The 22,653-nt window shown below is 71.3% G+C and carries 18 protein-coding genes; 10 read left to right on the top strand and 8 right to left on the bottom strand.

The features are described from left to right. Nucleotides 1-68: 68 nt before the first annotated feature. From argG to IEZ17_RS16140, 4 genes are all read right to left on the bottom strand, one after another. On the bottom strand, nt 69-1,514 hold the full coding sequence (gene argG / locus IEZ17_RS16155; protein ID WP_189300684.1) for an argininosuccinate synthase: 1,446 nt from the start codon (nt 1,512-1,514) through the stop codon (nt 69-71). Nucleotides 1,515-1,783: 269 nt separating this feature from the next. Further along, the gene (locus IEZ17_RS16150; RefSeq protein ID WP_189300681.1) at nt 1,784-1,972 is read right to left on the bottom strand and encodes a hypothetical protein; all 189 of its coding nucleotides are present in this window, start codon (nt 1,970-1,972) and stop codon (nt 1,784-1,786) included. Nucleotides 1,973-2,042: 70 nt separating this feature from the next. Next, nucleotides 2,043-2,732, bottom strand: a complete 690-nt coding sequence (locus tag IEZ17_RS16145) for an HdeD family acid-resistance protein (RefSeq protein ID WP_189300679.1) — start codon at nt 2,730-2,732, stop codon at nt 2,043-2,045. 157 nt (nt 2,733-2,889) lie between these two features. Further along, entirely contained in the window at nt 2,890-4,305 is a 1,416-nt protein-coding gene (locus IEZ17_RS16140; RefSeq protein WP_189300677.1) for a GNAT family N-acetyltransferase, read from the bottom strand. A gap of 533 nt (nt 4,306-4,838) precedes the next feature. On the opposite strand from IEZ17_RS16140, the gene ppk2 reads away from it, so the two are divergent. After that, nucleotides 4,839-5,666, top strand: a complete 828-nt coding sequence (ppk2, locus tag IEZ17_RS16135; RefSeq protein WP_189300675.1) for a polyphosphate kinase 2 — start codon at nt 4,839-4,841, stop codon at nt 5,664-5,666. Nucleotides 5,667-6,006: 340 nt separating this feature from the next. On the opposite strand, the gene IEZ17_RS16130 is transcribed toward ppk2, so the two are convergent. From IEZ17_RS16130 to IEZ17_RS16120, 3 genes are all read right to left on the bottom strand, one after another. Further along, nucleotides 6,007-6,621 (bottom strand): CBS domain-containing protein, encoded by a 615-nt coding sequence (locus tag IEZ17_RS16130; RefSeq protein ID WP_189300673.1) that lies wholly within the window; start codon nt 6,619-6,621, stop codon nt 6,007-6,009. A gap of 246 nt (nt 6,622-6,867) precedes the next feature. After that, nucleotides 6,868-8,316: a sensor histidine kinase gene (locus IEZ17_RS16125; RefSeq protein WP_189300671.1), complete on the bottom strand. Its 1,449-nt coding sequence runs from the start codon at nt 8,314-8,316 to the stop codon at nt 6,868-6,870. Then, nucleotides 8,313-9,047 carry a response regulator transcription factor gene (locus tag IEZ17_RS16120; protein ID WP_308427660.1) on the bottom strand — a complete coding sequence of 245 codons (735 nt, stop codon included), beginning with the start codon at nt 9,045-9,047 and terminating at the stop codon, nt 8,313-8,315. The genes IEZ17_RS16125 and IEZ17_RS16120 overlap by 4 nt, the downstream gene beginning before the upstream one ends. A gap of 145 nt (nt 9,048-9,192) precedes the next feature. On the opposite strand from IEZ17_RS16120, the gene IEZ17_RS16115 reads away from it, so the two are divergent. From IEZ17_RS16115 to IEZ17_RS16105, 3 genes are read left to right on the top strand one after another with little or no spacing between them, the layout of a single operon-like run. Then, nucleotides 9,193-10,554, top strand: coding sequence for a ferredoxin reductase family protein (locus IEZ17_RS16115; protein ID WP_189300669.1), 1,362 nt, complete (start codon nt 9,193-9,195; stop codon nt 10,552-10,554). A 9-nt stretch (nt 10,555-10,563) separates the two neighbouring features. Further along, entirely contained in the window at nt 10,564-11,004 is a 441-nt protein-coding gene (locus IEZ17_RS16110; RefSeq protein ID WP_189300668.1) for an FMN-binding protein, read from the top strand. Next, nucleotides 10,997-11,770: an FAD:protein FMN transferase gene (locus IEZ17_RS16105; RefSeq protein WP_189300666.1), complete on the top strand. Its 774-nt coding sequence runs from the start codon at nt 10,997-10,999 to the stop codon at nt 11,768-11,770. Before IEZ17_RS16110 ends, IEZ17_RS16105 begins: the two co-directional genes overlap by 8 nt. Nucleotides 11,771-11,779: 9 nt before the next feature. On the opposite strand, the gene IEZ17_RS16100 is transcribed toward IEZ17_RS16105, so the two are convergent. Beyond that, on the bottom strand, nt 11,780-15,262 hold the full coding sequence (locus IEZ17_RS16100) for an ATP-binding protein (RefSeq protein WP_308427658.1): 3,483 nt from the start codon (nt 15,260-15,262) through the stop codon (nt 11,780-11,782). An 807-nt stretch (nt 15,263-16,069) separates the two neighbouring features. Here IEZ17_RS16100 and IEZ17_RS16095 point away from each other — a divergent pair. The 6 genes from IEZ17_RS16095 to IEZ17_RS16070 all read left to right on the top strand — a co-directional run bounded on the left by IEZ17_RS16095 (nt 16,070) and on the right by IEZ17_RS16070 (nt 22,458). Next, nucleotides 16,070-17,041, top strand: coding sequence for a TauD/TfdA family dioxygenase (locus tag IEZ17_RS16095; RefSeq protein WP_189300662.1), 972 nt, complete (start codon nt 16,070-16,072; stop codon nt 17,039-17,041). Nucleotides 17,042-17,314: 273 nt separating this feature from the next. Continuing rightward, nucleotides 17,315-18,829: an MFS transporter gene (locus tag IEZ17_RS16090; protein ID WP_189300659.1), complete on the top strand. Its 1,515-nt coding sequence runs from the start codon at nt 17,315-17,317 to the stop codon at nt 18,827-18,829. A gap of 128 nt (nt 18,830-18,957) precedes the next feature. Beyond that, nucleotides 18,958-20,274 (top strand): acyl-CoA dehydrogenase family protein, encoded by a 1,317-nt coding sequence (locus tag IEZ17_RS16085; RefSeq protein ID WP_189300657.1) that lies wholly within the window; start codon nt 18,958-18,960, stop codon nt 20,272-20,274. A gap of 129 nt (nt 20,275-20,403) precedes the next feature. Next, the gene (locus IEZ17_RS16080; protein ID WP_189300655.1) at nt 20,404-20,745 is read left to right on the top strand and encodes an aminotransferase class III-fold pyridoxal phosphate-dependent enzyme; all 342 of its coding nucleotides are present in this window, start codon (nt 20,404-20,406) and stop codon (nt 20,743-20,745) included. After that, nucleotides 20,742-21,515: an SDR family oxidoreductase gene (locus IEZ17_RS16075; protein ID WP_189300653.1), complete on the top strand. Its 774-nt coding sequence runs from the start codon at nt 20,742-20,744 to the stop codon at nt 21,513-21,515. Before IEZ17_RS16080 ends, IEZ17_RS16075 begins: the two co-directional genes overlap by 4 nt. A gap of 1 nt (nt 21,516) precedes the next feature. Beyond that, nucleotides 21,517-22,458, top strand: a complete 942-nt coding sequence (locus IEZ17_RS16070; RefSeq protein WP_189300651.1) for an EamA family transporter — start codon at nt 21,517-21,519, stop codon at nt 22,456-22,458. The last annotated feature ends 195 nt before the right edge of the window (nt 22,459-22,653 follow it).

Raw genomic sequence — 22,653 nt, 5'->3', positions numbered from 1 at the left:
GCGCCGGGCCGGCCTTTCCGGTGGTGCATCACCCTCGGGGTGCCGAGCCTTCCGCTCGACGAGGCTGGTCAGTCCGTGCCGAACTCCATCGCGGCGCGGTCCAGCATCTCGTCGTCGGCGGAGACCTCGCCGCGGGAGGCGATGGCCTCCGCGCCGCCCTCCGGCATGCTGCCGATCAGCCCGGTCGCCGCCGCCTGGGCGGCACCGATGGCGGGGTTGGCGGTGCCGATCAGGCCGAGGCCGGCGTACTGTTCCAGCTTGGCGCGCGAGTCGGCGATGTCGAGGTTGCGCATGGTGAGCTGGCCGATCCGGTCCACCGGGCCGAACGCCGAGTCCTCGGTGCGCTCCATGGACAGCTTGTCCGGGTGGTAGCTGAACGCCGGGCCCGTGGTGTCGAGGATCGAGTAGTCCTCACCGCGCCGCAGCCGCAGCGTCACCTCGCCGGTGACGGCCGCGCCGACCCAGCGCTGCAAGGACTCGCGCACCATCAGCGCCTGCGGATCCAGCCAGCGGCCCTCGTACATCAGCCGGCCGAGGCGCCGTCCCTCGTTGTGGTACTGGGCGAGGGTGTCCTCGTTGTGGATCGCGTTGACCAGGCGCTCGTACGCCGCGTGCAGCAGGGCCATGCCGGGCGCCTCGTAGATGCCGCGGCTCTTGGCCTCGATGATCCGGTTCTCGATCTGGTCCGACATGCCCATGCCGTGCCGACCGCCGATGGCGTTCGCCTCCATGACCAGGTCCACGGGGGAGACGAACTCCTTGCCGTTGACCTTCACCGGGCGGCCCTGGTCGAAGGCGATCGTCACGTCCTCGGTGAGGATCTCGACCTCGGGGTCCCAGAACCGCACGCCCATGATCGGCTCCACGGTCTCCACACCGGTGTCCAGGTGCTCCAGGGTCTTGGCCTCGTGGGTGGCACCCCAGATGTTGGCGTCGGTGGAGTACGCCTTTTCGGTGCTGTCGCGGTAGGGCAGGTCGTGGGCGAGAAGCCACTCCGACATTTCCTTGCGGCCACCGAGCTCGGCCACGAAGTCCGCGTCCAGCCAAGGCTTGTAGATCCGCAGCTGCGGGTTGGCGAGCAGGCCGTACCGGTAGAACCGCTCGATGTCGTTGCCCTTGAAGGTCGAGCCGTCACCCCAGATCTGCACGTCGTCCTCAAGCATCGCCCGGACCAGGAGGGTGCCCGTGACGGCGCGGCCGAGCGGCGTGGTGTTGAAGTAGGCACGCCCGCCCGAGCGGATGTGGAACGCCCCGCAGGTGAGCGCGGCCAGTCCCTCCTCGACCAGCGCCGCGCGGCAGTCGACCAGGCGCGCGATCTCGGCACCGTAGGTCTTCGCGCGGCCGGGCACCGAGGCGATGTCGGGCTCGTCGTACTGGCCGATGTCGGCGGTGTAGGTGCACGGGATGGCGCCCTTGTCGCGCATCCACGCGACCGCGACGGAGGTGTCGAGGCCGCCGGAGAAGGCGATACCGACGCGCTCGCCGGCGGGAAGGGAGGTGAGGACCTTAGACATAGGAAGAGTATGCACCCTTGCGCATGATCATGCAAAGGGTCTCGTATCACACAGTCCGCGCTCGCCGAAGAAGATCTCCTCGACCTCGCGACCGGTACGAGAAGGCCGAAGGAACGGGGCCGATGGTGAGATGCCCGGCGCGGTCAGCTGCCGGTGAGGCGATCGACATCGCGGAGGACGGGGGCGGTTTTCGATGGGCTCGATGGGCAAGGTGGGCAGGGTGGGCATGCTCAGAGCACTCAGGGCGCTCAGGGTGCTCAGGGCGCTCGTCAAGGTAGCGGTCGAGGTCGGCCGCGTCGCGGGAGAGGCCGTTGACTACGAAGCCGGCGGGGCCGTTCGTGGCTGCGCCCGGTGTTGGTGACCGGCCCGGCCATCGACATCCGCCCGTCGGCGGCGAGTTCGGTCAGCAGGGCGTTGTCGATGGCGTCCAGGGCCAGCGGCTCGGGCCCGGTCGGCACGCGGGGCTCGGCGGCCGGCTTATCCCGAACTCGCGAAACCCGTGTTTGGCGATCTGCGCCGATCGGGCGGTCAGTGCTGCGGGCGAAGGTGTACGTGGAACAGGGACCGACGATGCTTGGTGGTCGGCGGAGCGCCCGGAGTGAGGCGGCCTGCCTCAACACGCAGCTGGATGGCGTGGAACACCTCCACCGCGCCCAGAACGATGGCCATGATGCCCGTTACGAGGGCGAGCACGGCGATCGAACCGAACGGCGCGACGATCATCACGATGCCTGCAAGAACCGTGATGATTCCCAGGAACATCTGCCAACCACGAGCGGGCGCGCCGGGCGACGCACCTGCGGCCGACGTCATCATGATGCCGCGCAACAGCCAGCCGAAGCCGATCCAGAGGGCGAGCAGCAGGATCGATTGCAGGGTGCCCCGGAAACTGATGAGCCCGAGCAGCACGCAGAGCCCGCCCGTGATGAAGTGCAGTGCCCGCAGATGCCCAGGAACGTGAGCGCCGAACGCCGCGGCCAGCTGGAAGACGCCGCTGACCAACAGGTAGACGCCGAAGGCCACGCCGACGACGCGCAGCGTTTCCTTCGGCCACGAAAGGACGACCACGCCCAGAGCGATCGATGCCAGACCGATGGTGATCAGGGCCTGCCAGCCGAAGTTCGCCATGGCGCCCATGGCTTCGCTCGCCGGGGATGCGCCCTGGGCCTGGGTCTCACGTGGCGGGCCGTTGCCCGAGGATTCGGAGGGGAATGTCATGCCGCCCACCTCTTTCATGGCACAGCACGGTCAGATCAGGACATCTCCATCGTCACCCATTCGGCCGTGTCCTGCTCGGGAAGAGCGACGCCTGTGCCGTGCGGCGCCCTCCCCCTTTCCGACCGGTCGCATCCGACCTCTCCTTCAATACGTTTCGCTACCGCGTGAACACGATCAGCGACCGGCGGGGGCGGGTTCCGGTACCGAACGGCCCGACAGCGCCATGTGCGGTAGGCGGAAACGAGGTCACCCGCCGCCCGGTCACCGGTATCGGCCAGAGGGCGGGTCCGATCGGTCGGGCATAAGGCTCCCTCTCCAGCCGGGCGTCAAACTCCGTGCGCGGGGTACGGACCTGGCGGCCATCACGGCCTCCCCACGACGGTCCTGACAGGTGTCGGCCGTCCGCCGCGCACGTGCCGGATCCGTCGCCGGGACCACCCCGGTCGCTGTGTCGTCGGCGTCCACTACCGCCGCTGGAGACGCCGATGCCCAGGCGGGAGAGCCCGTCGAGGAGCGCGACACCGACGCCCCCGGACTGCACGGCGACACCGGCGGTGCCGGGCAGCGGCCGGCCGACGGCGAAGGTCGCATCGAGTCGGACATCCGGTTCCGTGTCGGCGATGCCCAGGCAGTTCGGTCCGGCCATCCGCATGCCCCATCGGCGGCAGACCGCCGTCAACTCCGCGGTCAGGTCTGCGTCGAGGCCGGCGGCCACCACCACCAGCGCCTTCACGCCGGCCCGGCCGCACTCTTCCGCGACGCCGGGGACGTCCGCTGCCGGTACGGCGATGACGGCGAGGTCCGGAGGGGCGGGCAGGTCGCTGACGGACGCGAAGGCGGGGACGTGCAGGATGGCACGGTCGTGCGGATCGACCGCGTGGAGGAGCCCCCGGAAGTGGCCGCCGCGCAGGTTGTGCAGGATGGCCCGCCCCACCAACCCGGGTCTGGTCCCGGCTCCGATGACCGCGACGGAACGGGGCCGCAGCAGCGGGCCCAGACTCGCGGTACCGGCGGTGCGCCCCCGGAGGTCCATGGCGGCGAGGTAGTTCTCATCCGGTTCGAGGGAGATGACGCCGTGGACCGTGGTGCCGTCGTACCGGCGGGTGATGTGCAGCCCGAGATCGGCCAGGACGCGGTGGATGAGGTGGTTGTCCGCGAGCGCATCGGCGGTGAAGGCGACGACGCCGTTCTCGCGGGCGGTGTGCACGAGGTGTTCCAGCAGCAGGGTGCCCACGCCGCGGTGGTGGAAGTCGTCGGCGACCGCCAGGGCGATCTCCGCGGTGGCCGGGTCGTCACCGGTCTCGTACTCGGCGACACCGACCAGCCGGTCGCCCTGGAAGGCGGCCAAGGTGCGGTGCCCGGGAGCACCGGGCGCGCAGAGCCGGTCGGCGGCCCGTTCTCCGGAGCGGCGGCTCACCATGAAGAACCGGTTGCGCAGGCTGTCCGCCGACATCTCGTCGTAGAACCGCAGCGCCTGCGCGCGGTCCTCCGGGCACGCCGGGCGCAGCCGGACGGTGGTTCCGTCGGCGAGCAGTGCGCACACCGCATTGCGGACGGACGTCGTTTCTGTCATCGCACCATGTCCTCTGGCATCGTCCTGCCTCTGCGACGGACGGGCGCCGCACGTTCCGCCGTGGTTTCGACGATCTCCTCGAAGCGGCCTCCTGACCGACGGCGACGACCGTCTTGCCCATCCCGTCGCTCACGGTGTGCGGGCCGTGCACCACGGCGCCTCCTCCCTGCGACAGCGCTCGCTCGGAGCTGCTGCGGCACCCTCAGGGTGCTGTTGTCCGCCCGCACCTGGCAGGGGCCGTCCGGCCCCACCTCCCGCCGCCCGGCCACGGGCCGGGGCATGCCATCGCCGACGCTGTGCGGCGTGTCCGGCATGGTGGCGCCTCCTCGGAGGCGGCCACGCACCGCGCGGTCGTGGTGTCGCCCTTCAACGAGCACGGTCCGGCAGCACTCCCGGCCTGCGACGACGCATCACACCGACCCGAAAGGGCCGTCCGGCCCCTGCCCGGTCCGAGGGGACCTCAACGCTCCGGCATCCCCCCATTCGGCCCCCGCATCCGCCCGCACCGCCGCGAACCTTCGTACCGTCGTCGCATGGCGGACGAGCGGGAGAGCAGGAGCCGGGCACCCGGCAAGCTGCCGAAGGCACGGTACGAACGGGAGCTCTACCGGCTCCAGACGGAACTGGTGAAACTCCAGGAATGGGTGCGCACGGAGGGGACGCGGCTCGTTGTGGTCTTCGAGGGACGCGACGCGGCCGGCAAGGGCAGCACCATCAAGCGCGTCACCGCCTACCTCAACCCCCGCGTGGCCCGCATCGTCGCACTGCCCCGGCCCACCGAGCGCGAACGCACCCAGTGGTACTTCCAGCGCTACACCGAGCACCTTCCCGCGGCCGGCGAGATCGTCCTGTTCGACCGCAGCTGGTACAACCGGGCCGGCGTCGAGCGGGTCATGGGCTTCTGCACACCCACCGAGTACCAGCGCTTCCTCCACCAGTGCCCGGTATTCGAGCGCATGCTGGTCGAGGACGGAATCCTCCTGCGCAAATACTGGTTCTCGGTCAGCGACGAGGCGCAGGAACAGCGCTTCCGACAGCGCCTGGACGATCCGACGCGGCGCTGGAAACTCTCCCGGATCGACCTTGAATCACTGACCCGCTGGGAGGAGTACTCACGAGCCAAGGACGACATGTTCGTCCACACCGACATCCCGGAGGCACCGTGGTACGTCGTCGAGAGCGACGACAAGCGCCGCGCCCGACTGAACATGATCGCCCACCTGCTGTCGACGGTGCCGTACCACGAAGTCCCGCCGCCGGTACTGGAAGTGCCGCCCCGACCACCGGGCACGGGCTACCGGCGACCCCCACGCGATCTACAGACCTACGTTCCCGATCACTCAGCCGATCTGGAGAAGTGACACCGGACCTGGAGGATCGACCGCCTGAGGGCCACTCACCTCTCTGCGACGGCAGCGCACGGGCGGCTACCCGGCAACGGCGCGGCGTGGCCGGGGTGTTGGGGAGAGGAGTGAGCGGCGGCGAAAAGATGGCGCAAGCCGCCCATGTGGTCTGCGCGGTGTTGTGACCGACGGGTTCGGTGCGGCTGCGGCAGCCGCGCTGCTGGGTGCCGTCCACCACACGTACGAACAGTGGCGGGCTGCGCCGACGGAGCACAACTCCCGGCCGGCTGACAGGAACAGAGACGACCTCCGGGGTTCGGCCAGGGCGCTCGCGAGGCGCTCGCGGAGGCTCCGCAGCTCACCGGCCGCCGCGTTCGGCCAGGTCGTCCTCCACGGCATCCAGCCGGTCGATCACCTCGACCACACCGTCGACGCTTTCGCACAGGCGCACAGCGACGGGCACGAGGCTCCTGCGTTCCAAGGTGCCGCTGAGCGTCACCGTGCCGTCGGCGACGTCCACCGTGACGGCGGAGGGCGCGACGCCCAAGGTGCGGGTCAGTACGTCCTCCAGGATCTCTTCCTGGATCGCGCGGTCCCGCCGCAGGAACAGCTGCACGAGGTCGCGGCGGCTGATCACTCCGATGAGCCGGCCGGAGTCGTCGACCACCGGTAGCCGCTTGACCCGCTTCTCCTCCATCGTTCTGGCCGCGCGCACGGCGCTCCACTCGGGCCGCGCCACCACGGCAGGGCTCGTCATGATCGCACCGGCCGTGGTGCGGCCCCGCTCGTCGGACGGCCGGCGCAGCAGATCGGCCTCGGAGACGACTCCCACGGGCCGCTCGTCCTCATCGATGACCGGAACCGCGCTGATGTCGTACTCGTGGAGGAGATGCGCGATCTCCCGGAACGGGGTGCCCCGCTGGGCGACGACGGCGTTGGGGGTCATCAGATCGGCGACGCTGCGATGCCGCATGCGGTCCAGTCCCTTCTCGAGTTCCGTGCGTACGAGCCTGTCGCGTCCGGATGCCCACAGGCAGAGCCCGGTGGCCCGCTGCGGAGCCACTGGTGGTCCGGCGGGCGGTCAGTCGTGCTCGGCCGTCGGTCCGGGCCGGGCCGACGGCTCCTCGGTCGTGGGAAGGACGCACATCCGCACTTCGTTCGCACCGTCATGATATGTGCCGTATTGGCCTCAATGGCGGCGGGGCCCAGGGGAAGGGAGTCAGCGGCCCTCGGATCCGATCGGCGCCCGGGGGAAGGTCACGGTGAATTCGGTGTGCCCGGGGCGGCTGTGCATCACGACCCGTCCACCGTGCGCGGTGACCACGGCGTCGACGATGGCCAGCCCCAGTCCGGTGCCACCCGCCGACCGTGAGCGGCTGTGGTCGACCCGCACGAAGCGGCCGAAGATCTCGTGCCGGACCTCCTCGGGTACACCGGGGCCGTCGTCGACCACCGTCAGCCGGGTTCCCTGGGTGCCGGTGGCCAGCCGCACCGTCACGGCGGTCCCCGGAGGGGTGTGCATACGGGCGTTGGCGAGGAGATTGCCGACGACCTGGTACAGGCGGTGGTCGTCCCCCGCCAGAGTCACCGCCGTCTCGGGGAGGTCGAGCAGCCACCGGTGGCCTGGACCGGCCGCCCGCGCATCGTCGGCCGCATCGAGCACGAGACGCGTCAGATCCACCGGCTCGCGCTCCAGGGCGCGGCCGGCGTCGAGGCGGGCGAGCAGCAGCAGATCGTCCACGAGGCGGCTCATCCGCTCCGACTCCGCCTGGATCCGCTCCAGGGAGCGCCGGACCTCGCCGGGGACCGGCCCGTTGTGCCGGAGGGCGAGTTCCGCATGGCCGCGGACGTTGGCCACCGGGGTCCGCAGCTCGTGGCTGGCGTCGGCGGCGAAGTGCCGCAGCCGTTCCTCGCTCGCCTGCCGACGCTCCAGGGCGTTGCCGACGTGACCGAGCATCCGGTTGAGGGAGGTGCCGACCTGCCCGACCTCGGTGTGCGGGTCGGCCACCGGCACGGGATCCGGCATCGCCACCTCGCCGCTGGCCAGCGGCAGTTCGGCCACGCTCGCGGCAGTGGTCGTGACACGGCGCAGCGGACGCAGCGACAGCCGCACCCACAGGGCGCCCAGGACTCCGGTCACCACGAGGGCCCCGCCGAAGACCGCCGCCTCGACCGCCTCCAGCTGGTGCACCGTCTCCTCGACCGGGCGGAGCGGCAGACCCGTGATCAGCACGTCGCCGTCGTCCCCCTCGACCGCGTTGACGCGGTAACGCCCCAATGTGGACAGCCGGATGCTGCGTCCGGAGCCGTCGGCCGGGAGGGCGGTCAGGGCCCGGCGGTCGTCGGCGGAGAGCGGCACCGCGGCATCCGTGCGGTCCCGTACGACGGCCGCCTGGGTCGGTGTGTCACGCAGCAGCCGAGCGCCGAAGGTGCCCTCGGCCTGGCCGCGGGTGTCCGGCTGGTTGTCGGCGTCCGGCCGGGCCTCGTGTTCCAGGCTGGCCGCGAACCGGCCTGCGGAGGCGGAGAGCTGCTGGTCCAGGCGGCTTACCAGGAACCCTTCGAGCGCGACGACCGTGGTGACACCGACCGCCAGGCAGGCCAGCGCCAGGAGCGCGACCAGTCCGGCGGTGAGCTGGCTGCGCAGGGTGCGGGGGACGAGCCGGATCACGCGGGCTCCGGCTTGAGGACATATCCGACGCCGCGGACCGTGTGGATCATCGGGGTCCGGCCGGCGTCGATCTTCTTGCGCAGATAGCTGATGTAGAGCTCGACGACGTGTGCCCGGCCGCCGAAGTCGTAGGACCAGACCCGGTCGAGGATCTGCGCCTTGGACAGCACCCGCCGGGGATTGCGCATCAGGAACCGCAGCAGCTCGAACTCGGTGCGGGACAGCTCGATCAGTTCGCCGCCGCGGACGACCTCCCTGGCCTCCTCGTCCATGACGAGGTCCCCGGCGACCAGCTGGTCGCCGTCCGGCTCGTGTGCCATACCGGCCCGGCGCAGCAGACCGCGCAGCCGTGCCAGCACCTCTTCCAGGCTGAACGGTTTGGTCACATAGTCGTCGCCGCCCGCGGTGATCCCGGCGATCCGGTCCTCCACCGCGTCACGTGCGGTGAGGAAGAGAACACAGACCGTCTTCAGTTCCTTGCGCAGGAGGTGGAGTACCTGGAGACCGTCGATGTCGGGCAGCATCCAGTCCAGGACGACGGCGTGCGGGCGGAAGGTGCCGGCCGCCGCGAGCGCGGAGGCGCCGTCGGCCGCGCTGCGGACCTCCCAGCCCTCGCCCCCCAGGGCGCCGGAGAGCACCTCGGTGACGTCCGGTTCGTCGTCGATCACGAGAACGCGCAGGGGCGAGCCGTCGGCGCTGTGCAGCGGGGAAGGGGTGCGGTGCGTGTGCATGGTGCCTCCAGCATCCCTCCCCCGGGGGCGTGCGCGGCTATGAGCCGGCTCTCAGTTTCCTGTGAATCGCACGGCGGGGCCGCCGCTCAGAGGATCTTCAGAGGTTGCGCTGCGACGCTGACGCGGACCACGGAAGGGAGGTCCCATGAGCACCGTCTCGCACACCCGCCGCGACGCCCCCGGCAGCGCCCCGCCGCGCCGGCTGCCGTCCCCGGCCCCGCTGCTGGCCCAGGGCGTCATCTGGGCGGGGGCCGTCGGCGTCCTGGCCCTGTGGTGGACCGGCACGGCGTCCGTGGTGGGTCCGGCGGGCTGGTTCACCGGCGCCGGCCGGATCACCGGACTGCTGGCCGGCTACGCCTGCGCGGTGCTCGTCGCGCTGATGGCCCGCGTGCCGCTGCTCGACCACACCCTGGGCACCGACCGCCTCGCGCGCTGGCACGCCATGGGCGGGCGCTACACCGTTTCGCTGGTGCTGGCGCACACCCTGCTGATCATCTGGGGCTACACCCTCACCGCGCGGGGTGGTGTCCTGCACGAGGCGACCACGCTCGTGCTCGACTACCCGGACATGCTCAAGGCCACCGCGGGCTTCCTGCTGCTGGTCGGCACCGGCGCCATATCGGCGCGGGCCGCCCGCCGCCGGATGAGCTACGAATCCTGGCACTACCTCCACTTCGCCACCTACGTGGCCGTCTTCCTCGCCTTCGGCCACCAACTCTCCAACGGCGCCGACTTCGTGGGCCGGCGGCCCGCCCAACTCGGCTGGTACGCCCTGTACGCAGCGGTGGCGGCGCTGATCGTCTGGTACCGCTTCGCGGTTCCGGTACGGCGGGCCCTGCGCCACCGGCTCCGGGTCGCGGAGGTCCGCCCGGAGGCCCCGGGCGTGGTGTCGGTGCTCCTTACCGGGGATCGGCTGGCCGAACTCGGCGCCCGGCCGGGCCAGTTCTTCCGCTGGCGCTTCCTGGCGCCCGGCCTGTGGTGGACCGCCAACCCCTACTCCCTCTCCGCACCGCCGCTCCCCCACCAGCTGCGCATCACGGTGAAGGAGGCCGGCGGGCACAGCGCGGCCCTGGCGCGGCTGCGGCCCGGCACCCGGGTGTGGGCCGAAGGCCCCTACGGTGCCTTCACCGAGGCGCGTCGCCGGTCGTCGAAGGTGCTGCTGCTCGCGGGCGGCGTGGGCATCACGCCGCTGCGTACGCTCTTCGAAACCCTCCCCGGTGAGGTCACGCTCGTCTACCGGGCACGGCGACCGGAGGACCTGGCCCTGCGTGCCGAGCTCGATGCGATCGCAGCCGCTCGCGGCGCGGCCGTCCACTACTTCGTCGACGAACCGGCCGTGCACTCGGCGCCGTTGACCGCCCGGGCACTCAAGAGCCTGATCCCGGACCTGGCCGCCCATGAGGTGTACCTGTGCGGTCCGCCCGGCATGACCGGCGCCGCCCGACGTGCCCTGCGCGGTGCCGGTGTGCCCCGGCACCGCATCCACCACGAGTCGTTCGAGTTCTGAGGAGCCACCGTGCGCCGAGCCGTTCTGACCGCAGCGTCGACCAGCGCACTGGTCGTCCTGCTGCTCTCCCTCAAGCCGCACCAGCCCGCCGGGCTGACCGGCGACCTGGCCCAGGGGGGCAGCGCACCCTCCCCGTCGCCCACCAGCCGTCCGCCGCACGGCACACACCCGGCCAACGGCACCTACACCGGTGCCCCGGTCGACACCCAGTACGGCACCGTGCAGGTCGCCGCCACCGTCCACGCGGGCCGGCTGACGGCCGTCAAGGTACTGCACGCCCCGTCCGACAACGGCCGTGACCAGGAGATCGCCGCCTACGCCCTGCCGCGCCTGACACAGGAGGCGCTGAGTGCGCACAGCGCCGCCATCGACGCGGTGTCCGGCGCCAGTTACACCAGCGCCGGCTACATCCGTTCGCTCCAGAGCGCCCTGGACCGGGCCGGTGTCTGAGTCCCGACGCGGGCTGCGCCACGTCGAGCGGGCGATGGGCACGGTGTTCTCCTTCGACATCCGCGACGCCCGCACCCCCGCCGTCGAGTCCGCCCTGGGCGACGCCGTCGCCTGGCTGCACCACGTCGACGCGGTCTTCTCGACCTACCGCGCCGACAGCCCCGTCAGCCGACTCGCGCGGGGGGAGATCGGACTCGGCGAGTGCCCCGCGTTGGTACGCGAGGTCCTCGACCTGTGCGAGCGGGTGGGGCACGCCACCGACGGCTGGTTCAGCATCACCGCGAACGGCGGCCTCGACCCGACCGGACTGGTCAAAGGGTGGGCGGTCGAACGTGCCGCGCAGATCCTCCGGGCCGCCGGCGCCCACCACACCTGTGTGAACGGCGGCGGCGACCTCCAGCTCAGCGGAGAGGCGGCGCCCGGCATGCCCTGGCGCATCGGGATCGCCCACCCGCACCGTCCGGGCGACCTGTGCACCGTCGTCACCGGACGTGACCTGGCCGTCGCCACCTCGGGCACCGCCGAACGCGGGGCCCACATCCTCGATCCGCACACCGGCACCCCCGTGACCGGCCTTGCCTCGGTCACCGTCGTCGGCCGCAGCCTCACCACGACCGACGCCTACGCCACGGCGGCCTTCGCCATGGGCGCGGGCGCCCGGGACTGGTTGGCGGGGCTCGACGGTCACGAGGGTTTCGCGGTCGCGCGGGACGGCGGGACCTGGCACACCCGGGGGTTCCCGGGAACGCCGGGCGGGCCCCGGTAGCCGCCACCGTCACATGGCCGCCACCGCATCCGCCGCACCGCGCCCCAGAAGGCCGTGCAGGAGTTGGGTTGCGGGCAGCGCGGGGTGCACGTAGAGCTGCTCACCGCGTTGCTCGACGGCCGCGAGCAGGGTGCGGAAGGTGGTCTTCGCCTCCTCCGTTCGCCCTGCGTGGTGTTGGGCCTGGGCGAGCAGCCCCAGGTGGAGCGGACGGCGCAAGCGCGTTCCGGTGCGGTGCAGTTCGCTCAGGGAGGTGTGCATCAGGGCGAGGCCGACGTCCTCCTGACCCAGGTGCGTCAGCCCCCACCCTTCGAGCACGGCGAGCATCGACTTCCAGTAGAGCAGCCCGTGTTCGCCCGCCAGTCGGGCGCCCTCGGCGCCGGACGAGCGCACGGTGCGGGCATCGCCCTCCCAGGCCGCCACGACGGCGTCCACGTAGAGGGCGAAAGCCCGGTCGGAGGGCCTGCTGTCGTACTCGGTCAGGCGCAGCAGTTCGCGGCGGCGCGTCCGTGCGGCCTGTTGGTCGCCCAGGAGCCAGTGCGTGAAGGTGTCATAGGAGCGGCAGGAGACGCGCGGGTCGTGCTGGAAGGTGCGGCTCAGCGAGTGCCCGTCGCGGGCGAAGCGGTCCGCCATGCCGACCGCGTGCTCCAACTCCCCCAGGGCCTGGGGGAGCTGGCCGCGTACGTGCAGCACGATGCCGTCGCCGTACGCGGCACCGAGCACGGCCACGGGCTCCCGGGTCCGCTCCGCGATGGTCCGCAGCAGGGCGGAGAGCTCCCGGGAGGCGTCGTAGCGGCCGGTGACCAGGCACGCCGCGGACAGGGCCCAGAGCACCGAGGGGTCCTCGGGAGCGTTGGTGGCCGCGCTGAGGGACCGGCCGCGGGTGAGCGCGGACTCGGCTTCTGGGTGGCCGTACCCGCGGGTGGTGGCCAGCACCTGTCCGAGGTGTATGTGCAGCCGTTGTTCCAGACGTGCGGCTGCGGGGTCGTCAGGGGGCAGGAAGCCGACCAGGTGCATCGCCCGGCGCAGCCAGCTCTCCACCTGTTCGTACGCCAGGCGCTGTTCGGCGTGCTCGGCGGCGCGCAGCAGCCTGGGGAGTCCCTGCCCGGCGGGCAGCGCGCCCTTGGCGTGCCAGGTGTGATGGGCCACCCGCTCGATCTCCTCCCCGCCCACCCGGCCGCGCCGGCGCGCGCACAGCGACTCGGCGACCCTGGCGTGCAGCCGGTGCCGGTCCTCGCGCGTGAGCTCGTCGGCGAGTGTCTCCTGGACCAGCGCGTGGGTGAAGTGGAGCCGTCCGGAGTGGTGGGGGTCCTCGTCGAGCAGCCCGGCGTCCAGCGCCGTCTCCAGCGCCGAGGCGACCGGTGCGTCCTCGGTGGCGGCGCGGTGCAGGAGGTCGGTGTCGACCTCGGCGCCGATGACCGCGCACAGCCGCAGCACCCTGCGGACCGGCTCGGGCAGCGCGGCGAACCTCTGGTGCAGCACCTCGCGCACGCCGGTCGGTACGCGGGCCAGGAGCACGTCCACCGCGTCGGTGCGGTGCAGATCGCGGGCGTCGCCGAGCAGGGAGAGAAGCTGCATGACGAAGTACGGGTTGCCCTCGCTGCGCCGGTGCAACACCTCGACGACCTTCGCGTCCACGCCCGGGCCGGCCTGTGCCCTGACCAGGTCGGCGACGTCCTGCCGGGAGAGGCCGCCGAGCCGCAGGGTCTCGGTCCTGGGGCCGCGCAGGACCTCGGAGAGCATCCGGCGCAGTGTGGCGTCGGACTCGACCTCGAACTCGCGGGCGGTCAGCACGATGCCGAGTGCATGGCCCTGGCGGCGGATGCTCAGCAGCCTGAGCAGGTCCAGGGAAGCGGTGTCGGCCCAGTGCAGGTCTTCCAGGAGCAGGACGAGCGGGCGTTGTGCGGCCAGAGTGAGGAGCGTTTCGCAGACCGCGTCGTGGGCGAGGAACCGGGCCTGGCCCCAGTCGGACGCGGAACCCGCTCCACTGCCGGGGCCGGGCGACCACTCGGGCATCAAGGGAGCGAGCAGCGCGCCGAACGGTTTCGTCGCGTCGCGGAACGCGACCGGGCGGGTGGCGGACAGCCGCCGCAGGACCTGCGTCCATAACCAATAGGGCGGAACGCCCTCGCCGAGGAAGCAGTGGCTCCAGACCACCTCCAGGCCGTCGCCGCCCTCGCCCGTGTCGGCTGCCTCCAGCCGTGCGGCGAGTTCGAGGAGGAGGCGGGTCTTGCCGACGCCGGCGGGGCCGAGGACACCGGCCACGTGTGCCTGGCCGGCGAGCGCACTCGCCGCCGCGGTCGTCAGCCCATGCAGTTCCTGCCTGCGGCCGGTGAACGGGGAGCGGGCGCCCGGCCGCCCGTACACCGGCCATCCGGCCGTCCCGGCACTGCCGTCCTGCGGGTCCCCGCCGGTCGCTGCGCTCTCCGCGGATTCGCCGGTCACCCGGCACCCTGCGGTCCGGTCGTCGGCCTGGCACCCTTCGGCCGCCGCGGCCCTCTCCACACGGCCGAACTGGCTTGAGGCACCGGCCGGTTCACGCTCTCCGCCCTTGCCCGGCGCCTCGGCCTCCTGCGCCGCTTCGCCCCCTGGGGCACCGTGCCCGGACGTCTCCGCATCGGCCGACCGCTCGGCTTCCGCCGGCCGCCCGAACTCATGGGCCGCGCGGGCCGAGGCGTGCCCGTCGGCTCCCGGCACGTCGTCGCCGCGGTCCGTCGTCGCGGGCGTGGTTCCCGGAGCCTTTGCGACTGCGGACCGTTCGGCGGGCTCCGGGGGTGCGGGGCACACGTCCTTCTCCGGCTCCTGGCGCAGAATCGCCGTTCTGATGCGGCGCAGTTCGGCGGCGGCGTCCACCCCGAACTCCTGGGCCAGGTGGGTACGCGTCCGCTCGTACACCTCCAGCGCCTCGGCCTGCCGCCCGAGACGGGACAGCGCGGTCATCAAGTGGCCGACGAGGCGTTCCCGGGCCGGGTGCCGGCGAGCCTCCCGGTCCAGTTGGGCGGCCACCTCGTCGGCCGCCCCGAGGCCCAACTGGGCCTCCGCGAAGGTCTCCACGGCGGTGAGCCGGAGTTGTTCCAGCCGTGTGCCCTCGTCGCTGAGCAGCGGGTGCCCGTCGAACTCCGCGAAGGGCGAGCCCCGCCACAGCGCCAGCGCCCGGGTGAGCCGGTCACGCGCGGCGAGCGGATCGTGTCGGTCCAGCAGCCGCCGCCCGTCGGCCACCAGGCGCTCGAAGCGGAAGACGTCGACCTGTTCGGGATCGAGTTCCAGGACGTAGCCGGGCGCCCGGTGACGCAGCATCGCGACACGGTCGGGCCCGGCCGCCGGATGGAGGGCACGGCGCAGATGGGAGACATGGCTCTGTAACGTGGCGACGGCCTGCCGCGGCGGGGCCTCGCCCCACAGCTCCTCGATGAGCTGTTCCGTGGGCACCACGCGGCCCAGGCGGATGAGCAGCAGGGCGAGCAGGGCCCGTCGGCGCCGCGGGCTGAGCGGCACATCGTGTCCGTCACGGCACACCGACATGGGGCCCAGAACGCTCAGCAGGGGCGGGACGGGACCGCCCGCCGACGGCGACGGTCTCGGCGTCGGGGATAAGGGCATGTCGCTCCCCATCGTTCTCGCGCGCACGACCGTGCTGACGGGTGGTCGGTGGTCGCGCCGCCAACGTCCTCGGATCGAGATCTTTGCATACCGATCGGTAATATTCCAAGGCTGAGCTCCAGCCATCGGCAAGGATCCTGCAAGGTTGACGGCAAGGGCGGCGGACGTCGGCCGCGGACGTCGGCCGCGGAGGGGCGGCGGACGACGGCCGCAGACATCGGCGGCGGACCGCAGGCGCCCGGGCCGAGCCGCCGGACGGGCGCGGCCCGGGGCCCGCCGACAGCGGTGAGCTGCGCTGAACAGGGGTCAGGTGTACCGGAGTTCGCGGACGCGCGACGAAGCGGCGCGCTCCGGTCGGCGTCGGTGAGCGGCGCCGCACCACCGTTCCCGAGGCATCCGCGACGCCTCCGCCGGACCGGGCCGACCGGCGGTCCGCAAGCGGACGGACAACGAACGGCAGGGCGCCGGCCAGGACTTTGCAAGGGCGACGATGCATGCTCTCGGTGTCGCCGGACGGTCGAACGACGCACTGCGGGATCACCACTGCCCGCACGTGGCACCTGGAACCGATGCGGGAGGTCGAGCAGTGCGCCCGTACGGCTCCGTGAGCCATCGGCGGCCACGCCGGGCGACAGTACAGCAGGAGTGTTCGCATCGACCAGTGATGCGCATGCGAACTCCGCACGGATACGGAGATGTGACATGACTGAGAAGCTGGCCGGCAGGTTGTTGGCGGACGGGATCGAGGAGATCGACATCGACCCGGCATGGGGCGAGGATCTCCCGGTGCTGCTTGAGGTACTGGAGCAGCACTTCGGGTCCGCCGTCGCTGGAACGCTGCTCACCCCGTCCTCGCAACCCGACGAACTCAGGGCGGCGCTGCTCAACCGCTCTGCCGAATTGGCCGACCTGGTCGAGAAGTTACAGGGCATCTTTCTCGGCGATGCCAGCGCCATCGTCATCAGGAAAATGCACCTGGACCACCTGGACGTCGATGACCGAGGGGTCCTCCTCTACTGCCTCGCAGTAGGGATGGGGTATCCCACCGGTACCGATCCCCGGCAGAAGCAGGTCGTGTGGCCGGTGACGGCTCGCGCGAAGAGCGGCGAATACTTCGCCACCTACTCGGAGCTGGACTCCGAAGCGGAGTACCACACGGACGCCCAGTACTACCCCGACCCGGAGCGCTACTTCCTCTTGTACGCAGTGCGGGCGGCGCGCTGCGGAGGCGGTGAGAACAAGGTGCGGGCGAACGCCCACATCACGGAATTCCTGAGTGAAACCCCGGAAGGCCGAAGGGCGATGAAGGTGCTCCAGGCCCTGCACGTGCCTTTCAGGATTCCGTCGGTCTACACCGACAGCGGTGAGGCCCAGGAGAAGCGCTACACCTTCGCTCCGATACTCGGCGAACAGAACACGCTGCGGTGGCGGAAGGACACCGTCGAAAAGGGCTTGGCGGAACTGCCCGAGTACGACCACCCGGACCTGCGCGACGCCCTGGAGATGCTGGAATCGGCTCTGGCCGAGGCACCGCACGAGGTCCGGTTGACCCTGGAGGACGACAGCTTCCTCGTCGTCGACAATCACCGTGCGGTACATGCCCGTACGGCATTCACCGATCACGACCGCCATCTCCTGCGCATCCGCTTCCACGACAGTCAGCACGTGCGGTAGCAGCACGGGGGCCGGCGTCATGTGAAGGGCGTTCCCGGACGTCGGGTGTGGCGTGACCGAGGAATCCTTCAGCGGCCTCGGCCCACGTACAGGCCCGGTAGCGGTCGTTGCCCGATGCCGGGGTGAAGTGCAGGGTGATCCCACCGGATGCCCGGTCGGCCGCCGCTTCACCCCGGCAGCAGCACCATCCTCGACCTCGTCCCCGGGCCGGAGCAGTCACGGCCCGCTGGACATCCTTCGGCGCCGTCGAAGCAATCGAGGAGCTGGCTTTTCATGGTTCAGCGCAGGAGGCATGACGTCGCCGTGACCGGAAGGCCGAGTGCGGATTCCGGTGGCGTGGAGGCGGGCGGCGACGGCGGGGGCCGGCCCGCGACCACCCTGCCGCCCGCCAGGAGGCGGCTCGTGCTGGCGATCGCCTGCATGAGTACGTTCCTGGTGAACCTGGACAACACCATCGTCAACGTGGCGCTGCCCGATATCCGCGCGCAGTTCCACCCGAGCGTGTCCGGGCTGCAATGGATCGTCGACTCCTATCTCATCACCCTGGCGTCACTGTTGATCCTCAGCGGATCGATGGGCGACAGATTCGGGCGGCGGCGGGTCTTCGAAGTCGGACTGGTGACCTTCGCCCTCGGGTCGCTGCTCAGCAGCCTCGCCCCCGCCACCGAATGGCTCGTGGGCTTCCGCATCGTCCAGGCGGTCGGTGCCTCCATGCTCAACCCCGTCGGCATGTCGATCGTCAGCAACGTCTTCGTCCAACCGCGCGAAAAGGCTCGGGCGTTCGGCATCTGGGGCGGCGCGGTGGGGCTGGGCATGGCATCGGGGCCGGTGCTCGGCGGCCTCCTGGTGCAGACCTGGGGATGGCGATCGGTGTTCTGGGCCGGCATACCCATCGCCCTCGGAGTCGCCGTCTGCGCCCGGGTGTTCATTCCGGAGAGCAGGTCGCCCCTCTACCGCAAGCCCGATCTCGTCGGCCAGGCATTGGTGTTCACCCTGCTCGCCGGTGTCGTCTTCACCATTGTCGAAGGGACACGGCTCGGACCGGGGTCGGTCCGGATCCAGGTCGGCATGACCGTGGTGGTGCTTTCTTCGGTCACCCTGGGGCTGGTCGAGCGGCGCCGCTCCGACCCTCTCATCGAATTGCGGTTCTTCCGCAGTGTCCCCTTCTCCCTCTCCATGCTCATCGCCGTATTGACCTATTCGGCCATCGGGGGCTTCCTCTTCCTCAACACCATCTATTTGCAGGATGTCCGCGGCTACTCACCTTTCCGCGCCGGGCTGTACACCCTGCCGATGGCCATCGGCACCGTGGTCGGGGCCCAACTGTCCGGCCGGCTGATGAGGACGCGTGGCACGGTCGTCGCCCTGACGACCTCGGGCGCCAGCATCGTCTGTGCGGCGGTGATCACCGCCGGCGTCATCGGCTCCGACGCATCGACGCCGCTGCTCATCGGGTACGCGGTCCTGGGTCTGGGTTTCGGCGGCGCCAACACCCCGGTCAACAACACGGCGATGGCGGGAATGCCACGCAGCCAAGCAGGAGTTGCGGGAGCACTCGCCTCCACCAGCAGGCAGGTGGGCCAGTCCCTCGGGGTGGCCGTCTTCGGCGCCATCGCCGGCGCCGCATCCGGCCCGGTGATCAACAGCTCGTTCACCCGTGCCGCCGCGCCGAGCTGGTACGTCATCGCCGGAATCGGGGGCGCCATCATCGTCCTCGGAATCACGGCCTCCGGCCGCAGAGCCCAGCGGTCGGCGCAACGCGTCTGCGCCGACCTCGACGAGCCGTGACCCCGGTTCCCTCTCCCCTCCCCCGCCTGCGCACGCGCCGGTCCCCAGTCATGGCGCCTCCGCCGGTACGTGCCCTCGACGAGATTGCACCCGGGACCCACAAGTCCCATGGAAACGGAGGTACTTCGGTGATCCGCACCCGACCCGTCGACGACCGTTCCGCGGCCGGACACGGCGACTTCGACATGCCGGCGCCGGGCAACGTCCCTGCCTCTCCCCTGGCCTGGCTGCGGCCCGCCCGGGCGATGGCGGGCCGGTTGCCCCCGGACGAATGGAGCCGGGTCGGCGAGCTGCACCGGATTCTCGTCACGTCGCTACCCCAGGTGCCGCGGGACGAGTGGGGAGTGATCGCTGACCTGGGCGCCGTCAAGAGGAACCTTGCCGGATACGGGATGGAGGGCCTGGACGTGCCCGTCGAACTGGGCGGACGCGGTGCGCAGCCGCTCACCCAGGCACTGGCACAGTTCGTGTGCGGGTACCACGACGTCGATCTGCGGGACAGCGCCCACACCGGTCACGGACAGCTCATCGTGCAACACGGCAGCGAACAGCAGAAGGCGGACTGGATTCCGGCCATGCTCGCCGGAGGACTGGTCGGCATCGCTGTCACCGAGGCAACCGGCGGGACGAACATCCGGCAGTTGCGGACCACCGTCTGCCGCACTTCCGAGGGACTGCGGATACGCGGTCGGAAACGCTTCATCAGCCGGATCGAAGAGGCCGTCGTTTTCGTCGTGTTCGCCCGCGACGGGGACGCCGCGGACTTCCGCGACGCGGACACCCCCAACGGGCACGGCCCAGCGGGGAGGGCCGCCCGGGTACCGATGCGCGCTGTCGTCCTCCCCGCCGACACACCCGGACTGGTGCGCACCCCGCTGCGGCCGAGCGGACTGGCGGGCTGGTCCTGGGGCCAACTCGACTTCGACGACGTGCTCCTGCCCCACCACGCGGTGCTTCCCGGGCACGACGGCAAGGGCGACACCGCGGCGATCTTCCATGCCCACTTCGACTACTACCGGCCGATGGTCGCGATGACCGCGCTCGGCGGCGCCGCCGCGGTATTCGACTACGTGGCCGACCGGATCCACCGCCGCCTCGTCGACGGGACCATCAGGCGACCCCGCGACTCGGCGCTGGAACAACTGGGCCGCGCCCACCTGGCCATCCAGTCCGCCGTACTGGCCACCCTCACGAGTGTGGCGCAGCACGACCCGGCAACGCCCGCCGCACACGCCTGGGCGGCCGGCGCCAAGGCCCACGGCGTCGACACCGCGCGCACGGTGGTCTCGGAACTGATGCCGCTCGCCGGGGCCGAGGTGTTCCAACGGGACAACCATGTCGGCAAAACACTTCGGGACCTGCTGGGTTTCACCTACGCCGACGGGGTCCACGACGCCCTGCGCGCCACCGCGGGCCAGGAGTTCGTTCGCGGGGCGGTTCGCTAGCGCCCGCCGCACGGCCTCGCCACCACCACGGTGCGCCGACCGCATGCCTGACGCCACGCACCGGTCGACCCGGCCACGCCCGCTGCGCACCCCTGACCACGACCGTCCGCCTTCGAGGAGGAAACCGCAATGAGCCCGACCCACCCGTCCGTCGACGCCGGGATCCCCGGACCGCGGAGCCGATTACTGGACGAACGGCGGCGTGCCGCGCTCCCCGCCGGCCTCCTCTCCGTCGCACCCGTCTACGCGAGTTCGGGGCAGGACTGCTTCCTGACGGACGTGGACGGCAACCGGTACATCGACTTCGCCGGCGGCCTCGGCGTACTGAACGCCGGGCACACACCCCCGAGCGTGGTAGCGGCCGTGCGGGAGCAGGCACCCCGGATGCTGCACGCCTGCTCCATGGACATCCTCGACGAAAGCCTGGCCGCGGTGGGTCGGCAGAGCGCGAGGGGCGGGGCGGACGCGTGAACTGGGAGAAGGACGGGACCGCGCTCCCGGCGGACGGGCCGGTGGCCCTGATCAACGGAGGCAGCCGGGGCATCGGTTACGCCGTGGCCAAATCCCTGCTGAAGCGGGGCGCGCGGGTCTGCCTGACGGCGCGCACGCCCGACACCCTGGAGGAGGCGGGTCGCCGACTCGGCTGTCCGGGCCGGGTGATCACCGTCGCCGGGCGCAGCGACGACCCCGGGCACCGGTCGGCCGCGGTCACCGCCACGCTGCAGTCGTTCGGCCGGATCGACTACCTCGTCAACAACGCCGGGACGAACCCCGGCGTCGGACCACTGATGGATGTCGACCTCGGCGCGGTCACCAAGATCTTCCAGGTCAACCTGGTCTCGGTGCTGGGCTGGGTGCAGGAGGTCTGGAACCGCTGGATGTGCCGGCACGGCGGGGTGGTCCTCAACACGGCGTCCGCCAGCGCTCTGCGCAACTCCGTGCGCACCGGCGCGTACAACGCGAGCAAGTACGCCATGGTCCAGCTCACCCGGCAGCTCTCGCACGAGTTGGCCCCGGGCGTCCGGGTCAATGCGATCGCCCCTTCCGTGGTACGGACCGACTTCGCCAAGATCATCTTCGATGGCCGCGAGGAGGAGGTGACCCGGGAGTTCCCCATGGGCCGGCTGGGGACCCCGCAGGACGTCGCCTCGCTGGCGGTCTTCCTCCTCGGTTCGGAGTCCTCCTGGATCACCGGGCAGACGATCGTGCTCGACGGGGGCATCACTGCGAAGGCGATCTGAGGTGAAGCAGCAAACCCTGACCCCGCCACCTGTACCGACGCAGCCGCGCAACCGGCTGTGGCTCACCTGGGCCGCGCTGATCTGCGTCTATCTCGCCTGGGGCGGCACCTTCCCCGCCTACCAGGTGCTGCTGCGCACCGCCCCTCCTGTGCTGTCCATGGGCGTCCGCTGTCTGCTCTGCGGCGGAGTGCTCTGCGTCTGGATACGCCTTTGCCGCCCGGCCGACCGGCCGCTGCGGGTCAGTGGGGCGCAGTTCCTGGGAGCCTCGCTCATCGGCGTCCTGGTGCTGGGCGCGATCGCCCTCACCGCGGTGGCGGAGCGCGAGGTACCGGCCGGAACCGCCGCACTGGTCATCGGCTCCGTACCGCTGTGGGTGGTCTGCCTGCGGGTGGCGCACGGCGAACGGGTGGCTGCCGCACTGTGGATCGCGGTGGTCTTCGGGTTCGGCGGATCCGCCATGGTGATCCTCCAGGGCGCGCAGAGCAGCCCCCCGATGTGGATGGGAATCATGGTGGTGGCCGCGATCATGGAGGCCGCCGGAACGTTCTATGCCTCCCGGGTACCGCGCCCCCCGGAACCACTCCGCAACACCGCGGTCCAACTCCTCGTCGTCGGCGCACTGTGCGTCGCACTGTCCGGACCGGCCGGCGAGTGGCGACACCTGGACGTCGGCGGACTGTCGGCCGACTCGTTATGGGCCTTCGCCTACCTGACGGCAGGGGCGACGCTGCTGGCGTACACCGCGTTCGCCTGGCTGGCCGCGAACCATCCCCCGTCTCTCGTCGCCACCTACGCCTACGTCAATCCCGTCGTCGGCGTGATCGTGAGCTGGTTCCTGCTGCACGAGGCCCTGAGCCCGGGCGAGTTGGTGGGCGCGGCACTGACCGTGTGCTCGGTGGCGGTGGTCGTCTATCTGGAATCGCGGCTCCCCGAGCGGAGGTGACACCGTGGGATGTCCGGCGACGAGGTCCGTGGTCATGGGGATGGAGTGTGCGTACAGGGTCGCCCCACGGGCATCGTCGACGGAGCGGCTTGTCCCGCGCCGCCTCGGTGCGGCTGAAGGTGTCGATCGAGTACTCGCCGTGGCAGCGGCCCGGCCCGCGCTCGCCCACTCCGCCGAACGTCAGCTCCGGGGCGC

This window comes from Streptomyces albospinus (assembly GCF_014648695.1).
Taxonomy (GTDB): domain Bacteria; phylum Actinomycetota; class Actinomycetes; order Streptomycetales; family Streptomycetaceae; genus Streptomyces; species Streptomyces albospinus.
The sequence above is the reverse complement of the archived record's forward strand: the minus strand, read 5'-3'. Positions and strand labels throughout refer to the sequence as shown.